This window comes from Bacillus sp. OTU530 (genome assembly GCF_038440375.1).
This window is the reverse complement of sequence record NZ_JASATP010000023.1, coordinates 1-14,516: the sequence shown is the minus strand read 5'-3', so window position 1 is coordinate 14,516 and position 14,516 is coordinate 1. Positions and strand designations below refer to the sequence as shown.

At 37.7% G+C, this 14,516-nt stretch carries 14 protein-coding genes and 1 pseudogene; 6 read left to right on the top strand and 9 right to left on the bottom strand.

Translation table 11 applies throughout. From position 1 onward, the window contains the following. Positions 1-207 precede the first annotated feature (207 nt). The 4 genes from AAHB12_RS17330 to AAHB12_RS17315 are packed head-to-tail and all read right to left on the bottom strand — an operon-like array spanning position 208 to position 3,980. Positions 208-921, bottom strand: coding sequence for a glycosyltransferase family 2 protein (locus tag AAHB12_RS17330; RefSeq protein ID WP_342046222.1), 714 nt, complete (start codon positions 919-921; stop codon positions 208-210). Positions 922-936: 15 nt separating this feature from the next. Then, positions 937-1,770, bottom strand: coding sequence for a glycosyltransferase (locus AAHB12_RS17325; protein WP_129728675.1), 834 nt, complete (start codon positions 1,768-1,770; stop codon positions 937-939). Positions 1,771-1,799: 29 nt separating this feature from the next. Next, positions 1,800-3,143: an O-antigen ligase family protein gene (locus AAHB12_RS17320; protein WP_129728674.1), complete on the bottom strand. Its 1,344-nt coding sequence runs from the start codon at positions 3,141-3,143 to the stop codon at positions 1,800-1,802. A gap of 54 nt (positions 3,144-3,197) precedes the next feature. Further along, on the bottom strand, positions 3,198-3,980 hold the full coding sequence (locus AAHB12_RS17315) for a glycosyltransferase family 2 protein (protein ID WP_342046221.1): 783 nt from the start codon (positions 3,978-3,980) through the stop codon (positions 3,198-3,200). A 1,201-nt stretch (positions 3,981-5,181) separates the two neighbouring features. Here AAHB12_RS17315 and AAHB12_RS17310 point away from each other — a divergent pair. Next, complete coding sequence (locus AAHB12_RS17310) at positions 5,182-5,898, top strand: M15 family metallopeptidase (protein WP_342046220.1); 717 nt, start codon at positions 5,182-5,184, stop codon at positions 5,896-5,898. 231 nt (positions 5,899-6,129) lie between these two features. On the opposite strand, the gene AAHB12_RS17305 is transcribed toward AAHB12_RS17310, so the two are convergent. The 3 genes from AAHB12_RS17305 to AAHB12_RS17295 all read right to left on the bottom strand — a co-directional run bounded on the left by AAHB12_RS17305 (position 6,130) and on the right by AAHB12_RS17295 (position 8,896). Next, positions 6,130-7,017, bottom strand: coding sequence for a glycosyltransferase family 2 protein (locus tag AAHB12_RS17305; protein ID WP_129728671.1), 888 nt, complete (start codon positions 7,015-7,017; stop codon positions 6,130-6,132). A 30-nt stretch (positions 7,018-7,047) separates the two neighbouring features. Next, positions 7,048-8,301 (bottom strand): oligosaccharide flippase family protein, encoded by a 1,254-nt coding sequence (locus tag AAHB12_RS17300; protein WP_129728670.1) that lies wholly within the window; start codon positions 8,299-8,301, stop codon positions 7,048-7,050. Between the two features lie 298 nt (positions 8,302-8,599). Then, on the bottom strand, positions 8,600-8,896 hold the full coding sequence (locus AAHB12_RS17295) for a Dabb family protein (RefSeq protein WP_129728669.1): 297 nt from the start codon (positions 8,894-8,896) through the stop codon (positions 8,600-8,602). 448 nt (positions 8,897-9,344) lie between these two features. Between AAHB12_RS17295 and AAHB12_RS17290 the strand changes: the two genes are divergently transcribed. The 5 genes from AAHB12_RS17290 to AAHB12_RS17270 all read left to right on the top strand — a co-directional run bounded on the left by AAHB12_RS17290 (position 9,345) and on the right by AAHB12_RS17270 (position 12,944). Continuing rightward, on the top strand, positions 9,345-10,139 hold the full coding sequence (locus tag AAHB12_RS17290) for an amino acid ABC transporter substrate-binding protein (RefSeq protein ID WP_129728668.1): 795 nt from the start codon (positions 9,345-9,347) through the stop codon (positions 10,137-10,139). A gap of 12 nt (positions 10,140-10,151) precedes the next feature. Continuing rightward, positions 10,152-10,838: an amino acid ABC transporter permease gene (locus tag AAHB12_RS17285; RefSeq protein ID WP_379947663.1), complete on the top strand. Its 687-nt coding sequence runs from the start codon at positions 10,152-10,154 to the stop codon at positions 10,836-10,838. A gap of 13 nt (positions 10,839-10,851) precedes the next feature. Continuing rightward, the gene (locus AAHB12_RS17280; RefSeq protein WP_129728667.1) at positions 10,852-11,598 is read left to right on the top strand and encodes an amino acid ABC transporter ATP-binding protein; all 747 of its coding nucleotides are present in this window, start codon (positions 10,852-10,854) and stop codon (positions 11,596-11,598) included. Between the two features lie 302 nt (positions 11,599-11,900). After that, positions 11,901-12,347 carry a YsnF/AvaK domain-containing protein gene (locus tag AAHB12_RS17275; protein ID WP_342046219.1) on the top strand — a complete coding sequence of 149 codons (447 nt, stop codon included), beginning with the start codon at positions 11,901-11,903 and terminating at the stop codon, positions 12,345-12,347. 180 nt (positions 12,348-12,527) lie between these two features. Beyond that, positions 12,528-12,944 (top strand): YsnF/AvaK domain-containing protein, encoded by a 417-nt coding sequence (locus tag AAHB12_RS17270; protein WP_342046218.1) that lies wholly within the window; start codon positions 12,528-12,530, stop codon positions 12,942-12,944. Between the two features lie 168 nt (positions 12,945-13,112). Here the strand turns inward: AAHB12_RS17270 and AAHB12_RS17265 are convergent. Together AAHB12_RS17265 and AAHB12_RS17260 are read right to left on the bottom strand one after the other, a co-directional pair. Next, positions 13,113-13,307, bottom strand: a pseudogene (locus AAHB12_RS17265) (NCS2 family permease); the annotation flags it as partial. A 13-nt stretch (positions 13,308-13,320) separates the two neighbouring features. After that, a complete protein-coding gene (locus tag AAHB12_RS17260) occupies positions 13,321-14,370 on the bottom strand; it encodes an NAD(P)/FAD-dependent oxidoreductase (protein WP_342046217.1) in 1,050 nt (349 codons plus the stop codon). Positions 14,371-14,516: the final 146 nt, after the last annotated feature.

The window sequence follows — 14,516 nt, the reverse complement described above, 5'->3', positions numbered from 1 at the left end:
TACTATTCAGTTCGTTTTGTCACCATCTAGGGTTAGCCATCAATCGATAATAAAAAACTTGTCCTTCCTATTATCGCATCCTCCAATTATGAAAATGGACCTTTGACAATAACCAACTACATTTTTATACCACTACTCACATCATAATAAAAATAGCCAAAAACCGACAGCATATATTTCGTATTGTGACCATTTAGTAATCAAATTTTAACGTTTAGATGCCATTTTATAACGAAGAATCTCTTGAACCGTTCCCACTCTTCCCTTTAGCTTTTCCCCTAAAGGTCGTTTTCTAGTGCCCGTTACGTTTCCGCCATGCCTTACATACTTCATTAAAGGCTCTTTCACGTAGACAATTTTCTTATTTTCCATCATAGATACTAAGGCAATCCATTGGTCATGCATTTCAATCTTTTCAGGAAACGGCACGATATTCGAAACAAGCTCTTTTTTAAAGGCCATACAACAACCAGTGAAACCATTCTTGATAATGTTACCAAGAATTCCTTGCTCTTGATTGTTGTTGTATTTATTCCAAGACGTGCTTAAAATATTTCCTTCCCCATCTGTTACATACGCATCATGCGCCACAAGCGTCGCATCTGTTTGCGCAAATACTGATAATACAGTCTCAACTTTATTCTCTAACCAAATATCATCCTGGTCACATAAAAACAAGATATCTCCAGTTGCCTTAGAAATCGCCTTCTCAAAGCTTTTCATCACACCTAGGTTTTGTTCGTTTACGTACACCTCTACTCGGTCTCCATACGTCTCCTGTATCACCTGAACGGTACGGTCCTTTGAACAATCATCTACTACAACCACTTGGTCATTCTCCCCAAGCTGTGCCAAGACAGAATCCAATTGACGAGTAATGAAATTAGAACCGTTATATGTTGCTATACACACGGATATCATACACGAAAATCCTTTCTATACTGTCAATAATTGACGTAATGTATGAAACGCAATGCTCTTATTCCTTACAAAGACAAGCTGCTTTACAGTTCGCAGCAGCAGCTGTCTTTTATATCGTTTCAACAAGCCTTTTTTGTAATTTTTATAAAAATGTATTTCTGAGCCTAATATACTTTTATATCGCTGCAGAGAAACCGTATCATAATTCATAACGGAGAGCTCATGCTCTAATGTAACATCTAGTACAAAGCTTTTGTATCCTCGCTCATACACTTCATAGAAGAGCCAATGATCCAGAAAATCCAGCGGAAATTCCTCATTAAAACCACCAAGTTGATTTAAGAATTGCATATTTACTGCTGCTCCAGAATTGATTGCCATAATCGGTCGCTGCTGAATCCCTGTTTCGGGTCTTACAGCCTTTAAAGGCTGTAAAGTATCGCTAAATACAGGAGAAATCATAACCTCGTTACAAATAACCTTCGGGACAACAGCCGCGGTTTGGTCCCTATCAACCTTTTCTAGAGAAAGTACCGCATCGGCATAAGCCTGTGTAAGCTCTGTATCATGGTCGAGCAGGATGAGCCATTCACTATTATGCTGCTTTGCAGCCTGCCAGGCATAGTTATATGCGACTGCAATGCCTAAGTTTCTCGGGTCATGCTTGTATGTGAATGCATCCGCATATTCCCTTGGGACACTTTGCGGCTCTGGACTATTATCATAAATAATCACATGAACCTCATCCCTTAGCCGTCCCCCTGTAAAAAAAGTACGGCGTATCGTTTGAAATGTTCGTGATTGTTCTAATTTTTGTTTATATACAACCATTACAACTGTAGTTTTCATATCATTACCTTCTTAACTTATGCCATCCATTAGACGGCTCTTTTCAAAGCATCTCTTTTATTTTTTGAAAGCACTAATACAGTTAATATAAATCCAATTCCTAACGGGTTGTTGATGAAAGGATTAATATTCGTTAACAGCACTAGCGCTGCTATACAGGCTAATAAAGATATATCGGTTGTTTCGACTGATCCTTGCGCCTTATAAACGAGGTGGTAATTATAGAAAATGATAAAGCATACATACAGCCAAAGCGCTAAGCCGATTACCCCTTGTTCAACGAGAATATCTAAAAAGCTCATCTCAATTCCTGAATCTCTTCCGGCAATTTCTGTCCCATAGCCGCTACCGACTACAAATGCTGGGACATTTTTAAAAACAAGATCCTTAGATGCAGAAATAAACTCTAGACGTGAATTTACGCTTACATCATTAACTTGCGGCTCCTCCGGCTTTTCAGCAGGAGCTTTTGGCTTTTGCTGAGAAACAGTTTCTGTACCAAAGCGCTCAATTGTCATGTACTTGTACATAAACGGAACAGCTATCACAATCAATAAGGAAACCACAATTTTCTTGAGAATAAACTTTGAGTTTAACAGATGCACAGCTTTTTTCCATAAGCCTTTTATCTGATCAGTAAATGTTTTCACATCCATCATGACAATGAATAGTATGCCAAACATAATCGCTAATAAAAAGCCCCTTGTCTCTGACCAGATAATCGAAATCAAACAAACGATAATGTTTACTACATCAACCTTTGAACCCTGTTTACTTAAAACAGCATTTAACGAAACCAATAAGCCCATTAAAACAAAGAAATGTCCCTTATAGAAAACACTGTGGCTTGGTCTGAAAAATAAATCATCGTTCATAATAGAGTTAATAAAATTATAAAATACATCGAAATTATTGTTAAATATCGTTTTTCCAGCCAACGAAATTAAAATCGTAAAGACAGCAACAAATAGGGAAGAATATTTTAAAATGCTGATAATTTTACTCTTCCTATAGCGTTCCTCTGATATGTAATAAGCAAGAGGAAAATATAATAAAAAGAAAGATACACGAAAAAAGTCCATTGCAATAGTGGATAAAGCATGCCCGTGTATCAGACCAATTAAAGCGCTGACCCCAAACCAGGTCACAAGCATATAGATAGCTACTGAAGTGATATTAAAGTCAAAAAATGTATTCACATTTCTATCTAAAAATTGTTTGTTCTTTAAAATTCTAAAAACAAATGTACATAATATGAGCAGAAACAATACTTGCCGAATGGATAGAACTCCAAAGTCAATGAGTCTCCCGCCGCCGCCAATAAATAACTCAATAAAAAAAACTGTTAACAGCCATTTTTCAAACCTATTCACCGCAATCCTCACTCCCACAAGCAATATGACAAAATATTATGTTCTGTTCCTTTCTTAAAACAATCTCCAGCCCCATTTATTAAAGAACTTATACATGGATTGCATAAAGATTTTGAATAACCTCGAATTTTTATGAGCCCCTCTCTCATAATAATGAATCACCGCAGAAAATGGAGTATATACAATCCTCTTGTTTTGTTTCTTTAGCTTTAAACAGAGGTCATAATCTTCGAAGTACATAAAATAACGGTCATCGAAGCCTGAAACAGCTTGAAAATCCTTCCCTCTAACAAGCATGAAGCATCCTGAACCAATCCGAATATCAACATTTCTGTCATCCGGCAAATTGCGGCATTCGTAGGAATGAAGTCTCCTCCAAAATAGCTTCTTAACAAATTTGAACGGAATAAAGCGCAGGGCATAATCAAATACAGATACACGATCCCTCACTAAGTGCTGAGTTGTTTTATCTGCGTTCAGCACTTTCGGCACCAGCAAAGATACAGAATTGTCATTTTCCATAATCTGAAGCATATCTAACAAGTCCTGCCTGCTCAAGATAATATCCGGATTAAAAACAAGGAAGTACTTCTCATTGGCCCTCAGCAGATTATAGTTGTGACCAAAGCCAAAGCCATTATTTTCATGATAGAAGGTAATATCTACAAAATCCTCATATGTTTTCAAACGTTGTTTATATTCTTCCTCTGAATTATTGTCAAAAATAACAAAACGAAAGCGGTTATCTTCTCCAAATTGCTGCTTAATATTATCAAGAACCTTAAAAATATGCTTACTATTATATGTTACAATGCTAACAGCAACCATTGCACTCATCTTTTCAATCTCCTTTATCCCAAAACTCGATCATCAGAAGAACTAAAAGTAATCCGGTACACCATAAACCCTTATTGCTTTTTCTAGCTTTAAATGTACATTCTGTGAGGTCTAACACAAGATAATATATAAAGTATGAAGGTGGCCGCAGCTTCTCATACACTCTATAGTATAGAAATTCAATTCTGAGTACATAGAAAACTCTCCATCTGATTGAAGTTTGGTAATTCAGCTAAAATCGATGCCTTTTCATGACTATCAGTAAAATAGGCCGCCTCCCCTCATATTCTGTGAATCCATAGGCTTTTCTATATTTATCATAATATCTAGATTCTTATAGGATACCGGCATAACTATTTACACATCAACAAATTATCATTATAGCATTGTTCACTTATAATTTGTACATTAATCTTCTGTACTCCATACCCTATACAGGTTTGATACTATAAAATTATCCTGCGCCCAGATCTATATTATCAAAAAAATCGAATATACAGAATAAGTACCGAATTACCAACGAGGGATTTGCTGTTGGGCTGCGCATGAGAGGGAATGAGTATGATTGTAGCGTTTTCATAGAAGTTCTCATATTGGCAAGTGCAGGTAAAGAAAAACCGCCAATTGTCGAGCCCTGCTCTTAGGCGAAGACAGCGGCGTAGCTGTACTTATACTTTATTCCTAAAATTTCCTGCTATATCTAGTTCACTCTTAGCGGAACTTTATATTTTCTTAAAGCACGAAAGAAAAGGGCTGTCTACAAGTCAGTGTAACTGATTTATGGACAGCTCTTTCTTTTTTCTTGCTATGTTTACCCGCATTTTGTTCACCATGCACAACAGATTGACCCAAATTCACTAATAATCGATATATATCCAAGGAAAAGAATAAAGAAAACTTGCCGATTGGCGAGCCCTGCCTTTGGGCGAAGACAGAGGCGTAGTTGCACTTACACTGTATTCCTAAAATTTTCAGCTACGTCGAATTCACTCCTAGCTGAAAATTTATGCCTCCTTACAGTGTAATAAAAAAGGAGGGGAACAGCATGCGTTGTGCTTTTCATACTGGTTGGCTTAGCTCTAACGTCCTTTTGATATATGGGCTGTGAGTAGCAACGTGGGGATGTTCAGAATAATGTGTAGATAGTTGCTACAGTTACTTGTTTATGGACATATCATGGAGAAAAGGGAGAGATTGCACAATGGCATTATCCTTACAATGGCTGCTAGATAGAGCTAATCGTAGGTTAAATGCAGAGGGAATGAATCGCGAAACAGCTGTAAAAACACGACAGGTGATTGCAGAAATGCATGCACAAGGAATTTATGTTTGTGTCGCACAAGGATACCGTTCCATTGCGGAACAAAACTCTTTGTATGCACAAGGGAGAACAACAAGCGGATCCATTGTAACAAACGCAAGAGGTGGACAGTCTAATCATAACTTTGGTGTGGCTGTGGACCTTTGCCTTTATACATCAGATGGCTCTGACGTGATTTGGGATGTGAATAGCAACTTTAAAAAGGTTGTCGCAGCTATGAAAGCACGTGGTTTTAAATGGGGCGGAGATTGGGCCTCATTCAAAGATTACCCGCATTTTGAGTTATACAACGTAGTAGATGGAGAAAAAATTAAACCGTGGAATGGGGATGATACGATAGTTTATACCGCAACAAATGTGATTCGGTATATCTATACAGGCGGTTTCGCGGGAGCTGCACTTGGTGAAATCCATGATTATTTATTTAAAGCCGGACATAATTTTGATGTAAAACGTGCTACTGATGGATCTCTCGTTTTCCTGATCGGCCCATTCGATACAGGACTGAAGAATTATGCAGAGTGCAAAGCATATTTAGATAGTAATGGTCACTACAATAAGCTTCTAACACCAGAGGAAGCTGCAAATTGGAAGTAAAGGAAACTCACCTCTAAATGAAAATTTATACCTTGTTAAAATATAAAGAAAACGCTGCTCTTTTTGGAGATCAAAAAGTAATGACCATCCTAATTCAGATATGTGCTGAATTGTGATGGTCATTTTTCCCTTTTGTCTCATTTTCTGAACCTGCTAGCTATGGAGAATATTCTTTATTTTATCGATTCTATTTCAGCATCTGATCAGGATAGATTAAGGGCCGCCTTCATCCTAAAGCGCACCTTTTTTCCCTCTTAGCGCATCCCAAACACCTCTTGTCATACTCCCAAGCTTCTTCAATCGATTCTGCTCAAATAACAAAATGATAATAAACTCCTTAGCAGTTGCGATAAAGTCTTCTTTTATCCATTCCTGCTCTGTACGAAAATATTTTTTGTACGTATACAGTCTATTCCTGGTAATATAATACCGGCGGATATAGTTATGGTTGGTTGCCTTTACTCTTGAACCTAGCAATGCGTGCTCTTGTGTATTCCCTAGATTATGCAGCATCGTTACCTGCGGCACAATAAAAATTTTATATCCATGGCTTCTAGCTCGTAAACAAAGCTCATGATCTAGAAAATCGATAAAATAATCCTCTTCAAAGAACCCGATTTTCTGAAATGCCTCCTTCTTCATTAGGCTTCCTGAGGTAATAACAGTACGTTGCTCCTGCAGCTCGAGGTTTTGCTTCCCATGCAGCGCACCATCAGTCTCTAGCTTTTGCTCGATCCAGCTTGGTGCTAGAATCGCCACCGCTTCCTTCTCAGAAAAGCTTTCATAGGACTGCAGCATTTTTTCAAAATAATCTGCTTGCACTGTACTATCCTGATCAAATGTCGCAATCCATTTCACATGACGCAGTTCTTCTGCATTCAGGATAAACTGAATTCCCTGATTTAAGGCACGCCCCAGCCCCACGTTCTCTTTATTCCAAATAATCGTCGTCTTCTGTTCCTTCTCAAGCTCCTGTAAATAGACCTTAGAGTCCGGGTTGGAGCCATTGTCGATAATAATCAATTTTGCACATGATTGCACAATAGATTTAGCATTTTCTACTACATCTGAATCTGGGTTATATGTAACCATAATAGAAGCTACTGTATCTCCAAGCATCGTCGAAAACCCTCTCTATACAACATGAATTTATCTTCTCCACTTCCAAATATGAATCCCTTTACGCCAAAGGAAAATCATCATCAACAGGGTAACAAATCCTTCTGTAAGCACCGCATTCCAGGCTGTTCCATATTCCTTAAAGGTTGGGATAAGGAGAACCATTAGAATAATGCTCAAGATACTTCCCGCAATATAAATACGTGATAATTCCTTTTTGTAATCTAGGTTAATCATCGTTAAAATTCCAAATACATTTGCCCAGCCTAGAATCAATGGAAAAACCGATAAAATTTTCAGCAAGGGGATTGTTGGCTCATACTTAGGACTCAAAAAATGCACAAGAGTCTCTGTACTTAATCCTACTAAAAGAGAAAGAATCCCCATAGTTACCGTAACAAGAATAAAAATCCGATTCAGTATCCACATCGTTCTTTCTCTTGAATCCTGCAGCGCACGGCTTAGAAACGGATACACAGTTTGAATAAGCGGTGCAATGACACTAGAAATTGCCTTTACGATTTTCTCCGCACTCGCATAATACCCAACGATCGTGTTGCTCGCGAAAAATCCTAAAATAAATACATTACTAGTTGTATATAAGCTCGTCACAATATTAGAGACAAAAATATGCCAGCCTTCCTTGAGCTGATACATAATGTCATCCTTAGATGGTTTTACCAGCTGTACCTTATAACGAAACAGAATCAAGTATAAGGACACAATGCCAATGGCAATATAACCAAGTGAGTTCAACAATGGCACATATAGAAACTGCGACGGCCCCTTCACAAACACAAAGATACCAACTGTAAAAACAAGCTTAGATATAACATTTAAAATGGAAATGATCTTCATATGCTCAATCCCCTGGAAAAACCATACTGGGAACAGCACATTTCCAATTACCATCCCAAAGGTTAGCACGTAAACAAGGCTGTCACCTTGAAATTTAGGTATTGTATACACAATAATAAGTAGAACAAGGAAGCTAATTAATAGTAATACCGTCCGTACAAGCATAACTGTTGAAAAAATAACCGAAAGTCTTCGCTTATCCTCTCTCGCTAATGATACATCCTTTGTTGCAACAAGGTTGAAACCATAATCAGTAAACTGAATGAAATATTGAATAAAGGCCTGTGCCCAGCTAATCAAACCAAACTTGCTCGGTCCTAACACGGTAGTAAGATAAGGCAAAGTAAGCAAGGGAAGAATAAAATTCAATCCTTGTACACTGGCTAATGACAAAAAATTAGTAATTAATCTTTTTTTTGTAGACATAATGGCAGCACATATACTCCTCTTCTAAATGTTCCTACACCGCAGCTGCAAATTGCTGCTTCTTATAAATCTGATATTCCCTCAAAATCCACTCAATCATTTTATTATAAGTTTTATCCTAATGTATATCAAAACTTGTCAGCAGCTGTTATATGCTGCGTAATTGTTTCCTTTGTATGTTCTGCAATACCCTTAATAATTCTTTACTATATTTTCAATTCCCCTTGATCTCTCACTAAGTCGAGAAATAGTTAAAGACCTAACAAAATAGGTTGTTAGGTCTCAACGGAATAAAAATCTAAACCTCAATATCCACAACAATGCTATCTACCCGGCCTACCTCCCGGATATAAGCAGCAACAGCTTGGTGCTCTGAATTGGAAACATATGCTTCAAGTGCTGCTTGATCTTCAAATCGAACTGAAAGTACCACTTGATAATCCGCCTTACTTTTCTCTGCAAAATTAATCCCTGCTTGAATATCAACAATTCCTGTAAGGTGAGGTCTTAATGCCTTAAAACGGTTTACAACTTCCTGCAATTGATCCTTCGTTGTTGTCTCTGCGAATTTAATAAAAATAATATGATCTATCATTTGCTATCCTCTTTTCCATCTCAATCTTTCCTTATGTATTCTAACTTGAATGGAACCGAATCACAACTTTTGTGAAAGGCTATAATATTTCCCTACTGTATCCATATCTCCAACAAAGAAACCCGCTAATTGAAAAGCTCTTGAGCAAAAACAGAGGTGTAACTGCATTAAATCATCTCTCAGCTAGAAATATATACACTCCTTAAAACGGAAAAAGCCATTTCTTCTTTCTCTCATTTAAATAATTATAATCAAAGGTGGGAAAATTATATAAAAGAGGTCCTTTTTCTTCCTTTTTGAAGTTGAAATAATCCTCCTAAGGTTTATAAACTAAGGAATTATCCTGTATGGAAAGTCAGGACCTTCTAATTGACTTTGTTATATCGATAAACTATTCTGAGAAAGGTTATTTTCAAATACAATCTATATACGTAAAGGAGATTACAGCATGAAAAAAACATCAGCTTTTTTTCTCATTGTATGTTTGACCCTCTTCCTAACCGCTTGTGGTACAAAAAAGGAAGACACAGCGAACAATAAAACGCTATACGAACAAATTAAAGACAAAGGTGAAATTACGATTGGCACAGAAGGCACGTATTCACCGTTTACATTCCATGACGCATCTGGAAACTTAACAGGATTTGATATTGAAGTCGCACAGGAAGTATTCAAGCGTTTAAATATTAAACCGAAGTTTGTTGAAACAAAATGGGATGGAATGATTGCCGGCCTTGATGCAAAGCGCTATGATATGGTTGCCAATGAAGTAGCGGTCCGTCCAGAGCGCTTAGAAAAATATGATATGTCAGACCCCTACATTGTATCCAAAGCTGTATTGATCGTTGGGGAAAATAATAATGATATTAAGACCCTCGATGATTTAAAAGGGAAAAAGGTGGGACAATCATTAGATAGTAACTATCGCAAAATTGCGGAAGAGCATGGTGCTACAAATACAGTAGTAGAGGGGTTTAACCAAGCTGTCGATTTAATTACTTCTGGCCGTATTGATGCAACAATTAATGACAGCCTTTCCTACCTGGATTTGAAAAAGCAGCGCCCTGATTTACCTATTAAAAAAGTGTATGAAGAGTCTAATGTAACAAGCAATGCCTTCTTGTTCCGTAAGGACAGCGGTGAGCTTGTGAATAAAGTAAACAAGGCTCTTGCCGATATGAAAAAAGATGGCACATACTTAAAGATTTCTGAAAAATGGTTCGGTACAGATGTATCGAAGTAAGGACTTGAGTAAATGATGTTAGATACTGAACGTACAGAACGAATTATAGGAATCCTTAGCGATTCCTTTTTCCCTATTTTAAAGGCAGGCTTGTATTTTACAATTCCGTTAACGTTAATCACCTTTGTTTTGGGGATTATATTGGCCTTTTTTATTGCGATTGCCCGTTTATCAAGCTTTAAGCTGCTTGTCGCCATCGCAAAGTTTTATGTTTGGATTTTCCGTGGCACTCCTTTATTGGTACAGATTTTTATTCTGTTTTATGGTTTGCCCAGCATTGGTATTACACTCGATCCATTTTCAGCGGCGGTAATAGGGTTTACCTTAAATAAAGGGGCATATAGTTCAGAGATTATTCGTGCAGCCATTCTATCCATTCCAAAGGGGCAATGGGAAGCTGCCTATTCCATTGGCATGACAAAAAGGCAGGCAATGCGGCGTATTATTCTTCCACAGGCGATACGGGTCTCAATTCCGCCATTAGGAAACTCCTTTATCAGTCTGGTGAAGGATACATCTCTAGCTGCCACCATTACAGTTACAGAATTGTTCCAGAAAGGGCAGCAAATTGCCGCAGCTACATATGAACCATTATGGCTATACATTGAAGTCGCATTCATTTATTTACTTTTTAGCACGGTGCTTTCCTATCTACAAACGCTGCTTGAAAATCGATTTGAGCGTAGTGTGGCGAAATAAGGAGGGGGCACGTATGATTACAATTCAAGGAATGCACAAACATTTTCACGGACTAGAAGTATTAAAAGGAATTGATCTCACTATTGAAAAAGGAACAACCGCTGTTATTATCGGTCCATCTGGCTCTGGAAAAACAACATTACTTCGCTGCCTAAATTTATTAGAGTTACCCGAGCAAGGAAAAATCACACTCGATAAGCAATCAATCGAATTTTCCAAAACAGCAAAGCTCAAGCATACAACCATTACATCTTTCCGGCAACAAACTGGAATGGTGTTTCAAGGCTATAACCTCTTTCCACATTTAACAGCATTAGAAAATGTAATGGAAGGACAAGTTATTGTGCTTAGACGTTCAAAAGAAGAGGCCCGTCAAAAGGCCCTAACTCTGTTAGATAAGGTTGGTTTAAAAGATAAGGCTAATATGTATCCTCATCAGCTTTCAGGCGGTCAACAACAACGCGTCGGCATTGCACGCGCTATGGCGATGGACCCTAAGATTCTGCTGTTTGATGAGCCTACCTCAGCTCTTGACCCTGAGCTTGTCGGAGAAGTATTGAGGGTGATGAAGGATTTAGCAATGGATGGGATGACGATGGTCGTTGTTACACATGAAATGGGATTTGCCCGCGAGGTTGCAGACCAGATCATTTTCATGGATCAAGGAATGATCATTGAACAAGGAACTCCTGAGGAATTCTTTACAAACACAACAAACACAAGAACCCTACAATTTTTAAATAAAGTGAATATGCGATAAAGAAAAGCGGACAAGGCCCCGAAAAGTTATACTTTCTTATCTTGTAAAGAAAACTCGGCAAATTGTCTTTCGTCTGGAAACTTATACTTTCCCACAGTGTAAAAGCAGCTCCTTAGCTCATCTCTTGTTGCCTTGTGCAGTATGGCATATTAACTTTTAATCGTTTTAGTTTAACTTATACACATGTTGTACTGCTGTTAATTCCCATCCTTAACTGGGCAAGGCAAAGAGAATAACGTACCTTCTAACAGAGCACTATATATTATTGAAAGGACCATCACATCAATAACAGGAGGGAAATTATGAGTGACTTAACTGGGCTATCAGAAGAGCGTGATCATGAAGTCGAAATAGATAAAATAGATCATACCGTTAACGATGGAAAGCTTCTTCTTCATCAGGAAGAGCTTGATATTTCTAAAAATCGTATCCAGGCCGGAGAAGTAATCCTCAGTAAAGGCATCGTAGAAGAGCCAAAAACAGTTGAGGTTTCTGTAGCCCATGAAGAGGTTGTTATTGAAAGAAGACCTGTTGATAATGAACCAAGTGACTCACCGATTAGTTCCGAAGAAGTTATTCGTATACCTGTAAGTGAAGAGCACATTCAAGTAGGAAAGCACACTGTCGTAACAGAAGAAATATCAGCTTATAAGCGCAATGTAGAGGAAACCAGACAAGTACAAGAAACATTAAAAAGGGAAGAAGCCTATATAGAAACGGATGGCCACCCTCACATTATCAAGGATTGAACTAATTCCTTTTATAAGTATTAGCTATAAGGAATGAAAAGACACCCAAAACCCAGGGTGTCTTTTTGAAAACGATTGTATCGTTACAATACTTCAGACAAACTAATCATTACAGAAGTATACTCTCCTTCTATACAAATTTGATATAGGAAACACCAAGGAGGCTATGGAGGGATAAATATGTCAAAACAAAGCATAGATGCGGATAATCAGGTTCAAAAGCTTCAGCTTCATGAGGAACAATTAGATATCTCTAAGACCTGGATACAAACAGGGGAAATAACTGTACGTAGAGAGGTTGTTACAGAAATAAAAAGGATTGAGGTTCCTGTAGTACGTGAAGAACTAGTAATTGAAAAAAAGATTCTTGATGCAAAATCTTTAGACCAACAAGCTGAACATACAGAGACTATTCGAATTCCTATTAGTGAAGAACGAATTGAAATCACTAAGCATCCGACGGCTCTAGAAGATATTTCAATTTACAAAAATACGGTTGAGGAAATTGTTCAGATTGATGAGACCTTAAAAAAGGAAATATTAGATGTGAATACTACTGGAAGCCCGATCGTTATAGAGAGACAGGCAGATGTATAATATGGGTGTAATCGCAAGTACAGAAACCTTTTGACTGCTGAAAATTTATACTTTCTTAAAGTGCAAAAAAAAAAAAACAATCTCTAAGCAAAAACTTAAGAGATTGTTCTATAAAGGCTTTACACCTATTGTGAACCTACCTATGCGTAGGACATGTTCCCCCTGCAATTAATGTCCCGGAAAGAAGACCATTTGTATTATAAAAATAGCTCCGAAGACATAAATAATAGGACGCACTTCTTTGCCTTTGCCACTGACAAGCTTGATTATTGGATACGTGATAAATCCAATCGCAATCCCTGTCGCAATACTCGAAGTCAAAGGCATTGTTAGAATAACTGCAAAGGCAGGAAATGTCTCGTCTAACAGATTTAGATTATTTCATCATCCGTTTCACTATTTCTCGATTACGCTTTTTAAAGACTTCGTTATGTGAAGAAACCATTCCATTTTTATTAGCATCTGGTTGGATAAATTGTTTTGCTTTATTTACAGCATTCGCTGCATCTTGAAAAGCACCAGCTATCAAATGTAACTTCCCTTCGTGCTTCAGAATATCTCCAGCAGCATATAGGCCCGGCACTGAAGATGCACTATTAGTATCACCTTCAATATAATAACCGTCTACCATTGCAATATGTAATTCACTATTTTCTAGCAAGGTCGTATCACGTTCATATCCATGGTTAATAATTACTTCTTCAATTGGCAAATACGAAGTCTCTCCTGTCTTATGGTTTGTCAGCTCAACACATTCAATGACCTCGTGATTAACAGAAGCAATTAGTTTCGTGATCGATGTATGAAGGAAACACGTCACAGAACTATTCATAAGCTGCGTTACTTGTGCTTCATGACCTGCTAAAGCATCTTTTCTATACGTTATATACACCTTTTTTGCAACAGGCTCTAATTCGTTTGCCCAGTCTATTGCAGAGTTCCCTCCACCTGAAATGATTACAGTTTTATCTTTAAAATGTTTTAAAGACTTCACTGTGTAATTTAAATTAGACACCTCAAATCTCTCCGCGCCTTCTATCTCTAGCTTTTGTGGTTTTAATATTCCGCTCCCAACAGCAACAATCACTGTTTTAGAAAAATGTTTTTGTCCAGAGCCAGTACGCAGTACAAAAATACCTTCTTCATTACGTTGGATTGACTCTACTTTTTCATTTAACACCACATTAGGATTAAAAGTTAACCCTTGCTCTACCAACTGCTCAATTAATTTTGCTCCTGTAATTGGTGTTTGTCCGCCAACATCCCAAATCATCTTTTCTGGATATACATGTATTTTCCCGCCTAACTTTGGCTGGTATTCAATAAGCTTCGTTTTCATTTCCCTTAGTCCACTGTAGAAGGCAGCGTACAATCCAGCTGGTCCTCCGCCAATTATAGTTACATCAAATAACTCTTCCTGATTCATCACCGTTCACTCCTCATCAACTAAATAAAATTGATTATCATTATCAATTAACTATACATCTTTTCCTTCATTTTCACAAATAAAGAAAACTCGCTGATTGGCGAGCCCTGCTCTTGGGCGAAGACAGAGGCGTAGTTGCACTTATA

Bases quoted from the DNA above. Each gene is read 5' to 3' on its own strand.
- AAHB12_RS17330 (WP_342046222.1), bottom strand. From the start codon at position 921: ATGATATCCGTGTGTATAGCAACATATAACGGTTCTAATTTCATTACT.
- AAHB12_RS17325 (WP_129728675.1), bottom strand. From the start codon at position 1,770: ATGAAAACTACAGTTGTAATGGTTGTATATAAACAAAAATTAGAACAA.
- AAHB12_RS17315 (WP_342046221.1), bottom strand. From the start codon at position 3,980: ATGAGTGCAATGGTTGCTGTTAGCATTGTAACATATAATAGTAAGCAT.
- AAHB12_RS17310 (WP_342046220.1), top strand. From the start codon at position 5,182: ATGGCATTATCCTTACAATGGCTGCTAGATAGAGCTAATCGTAGGTTA.
- AAHB12_RS17305 (WP_129728671.1), bottom strand. From the start codon at position 7,017: ATGCTTGGAGATACAGTAGCTTCTATTATGGTTACATATAACCCAGAT.
- AAHB12_RS17300 (WP_129728670.1), bottom strand. From the start codon at position 8,301: ATGTCTACAAAAAAAAGATTAATTACTAATTTTTTGTCATTAGCCAGT.
- AAHB12_RS17295 (WP_129728669.1), bottom strand. From the start codon at position 8,896: ATGATAGATCATATTATTTTTATTAAATTCGCAGAGACAACAACGAAG.
- AAHB12_RS17290 (WP_129728668.1), top strand. From the start codon at position 9,345: ATGAAAAAAACATCAGCTTTTTTTCTCATTGTATGTTTGACCCTCTTC.
- AAHB12_RS17285 (WP_379947663.1), top strand. From the start codon at position 10,152: ATGATGTTAGATACTGAACGTACAGAACGAATTATAGGAATCCTTAGC.
- AAHB12_RS17280 (WP_129728667.1), top strand. From the start codon at position 10,852: ATGATTACAATTCAAGGAATGCACAAACATTTTCACGGACTAGAAGTA.
- AAHB12_RS17275 (WP_342046219.1), top strand. From the start codon at position 11,901: ATGAGTGACTTAACTGGGCTATCAGAAGAGCGTGATCATGAAGTCGAA.
- AAHB12_RS17270 (WP_342046218.1), top strand. From the start codon at position 12,528: ATGTCAAAACAAAGCATAGATGCGGATAATCAGGTTCAAAAGCTTCAG.
- AAHB12_RS17260 (WP_342046217.1), bottom strand. From the start codon at position 14,370: ATGAATCAGGAAGAGTTATTTGATGTAACTATAATTGGCGGAGGACCA.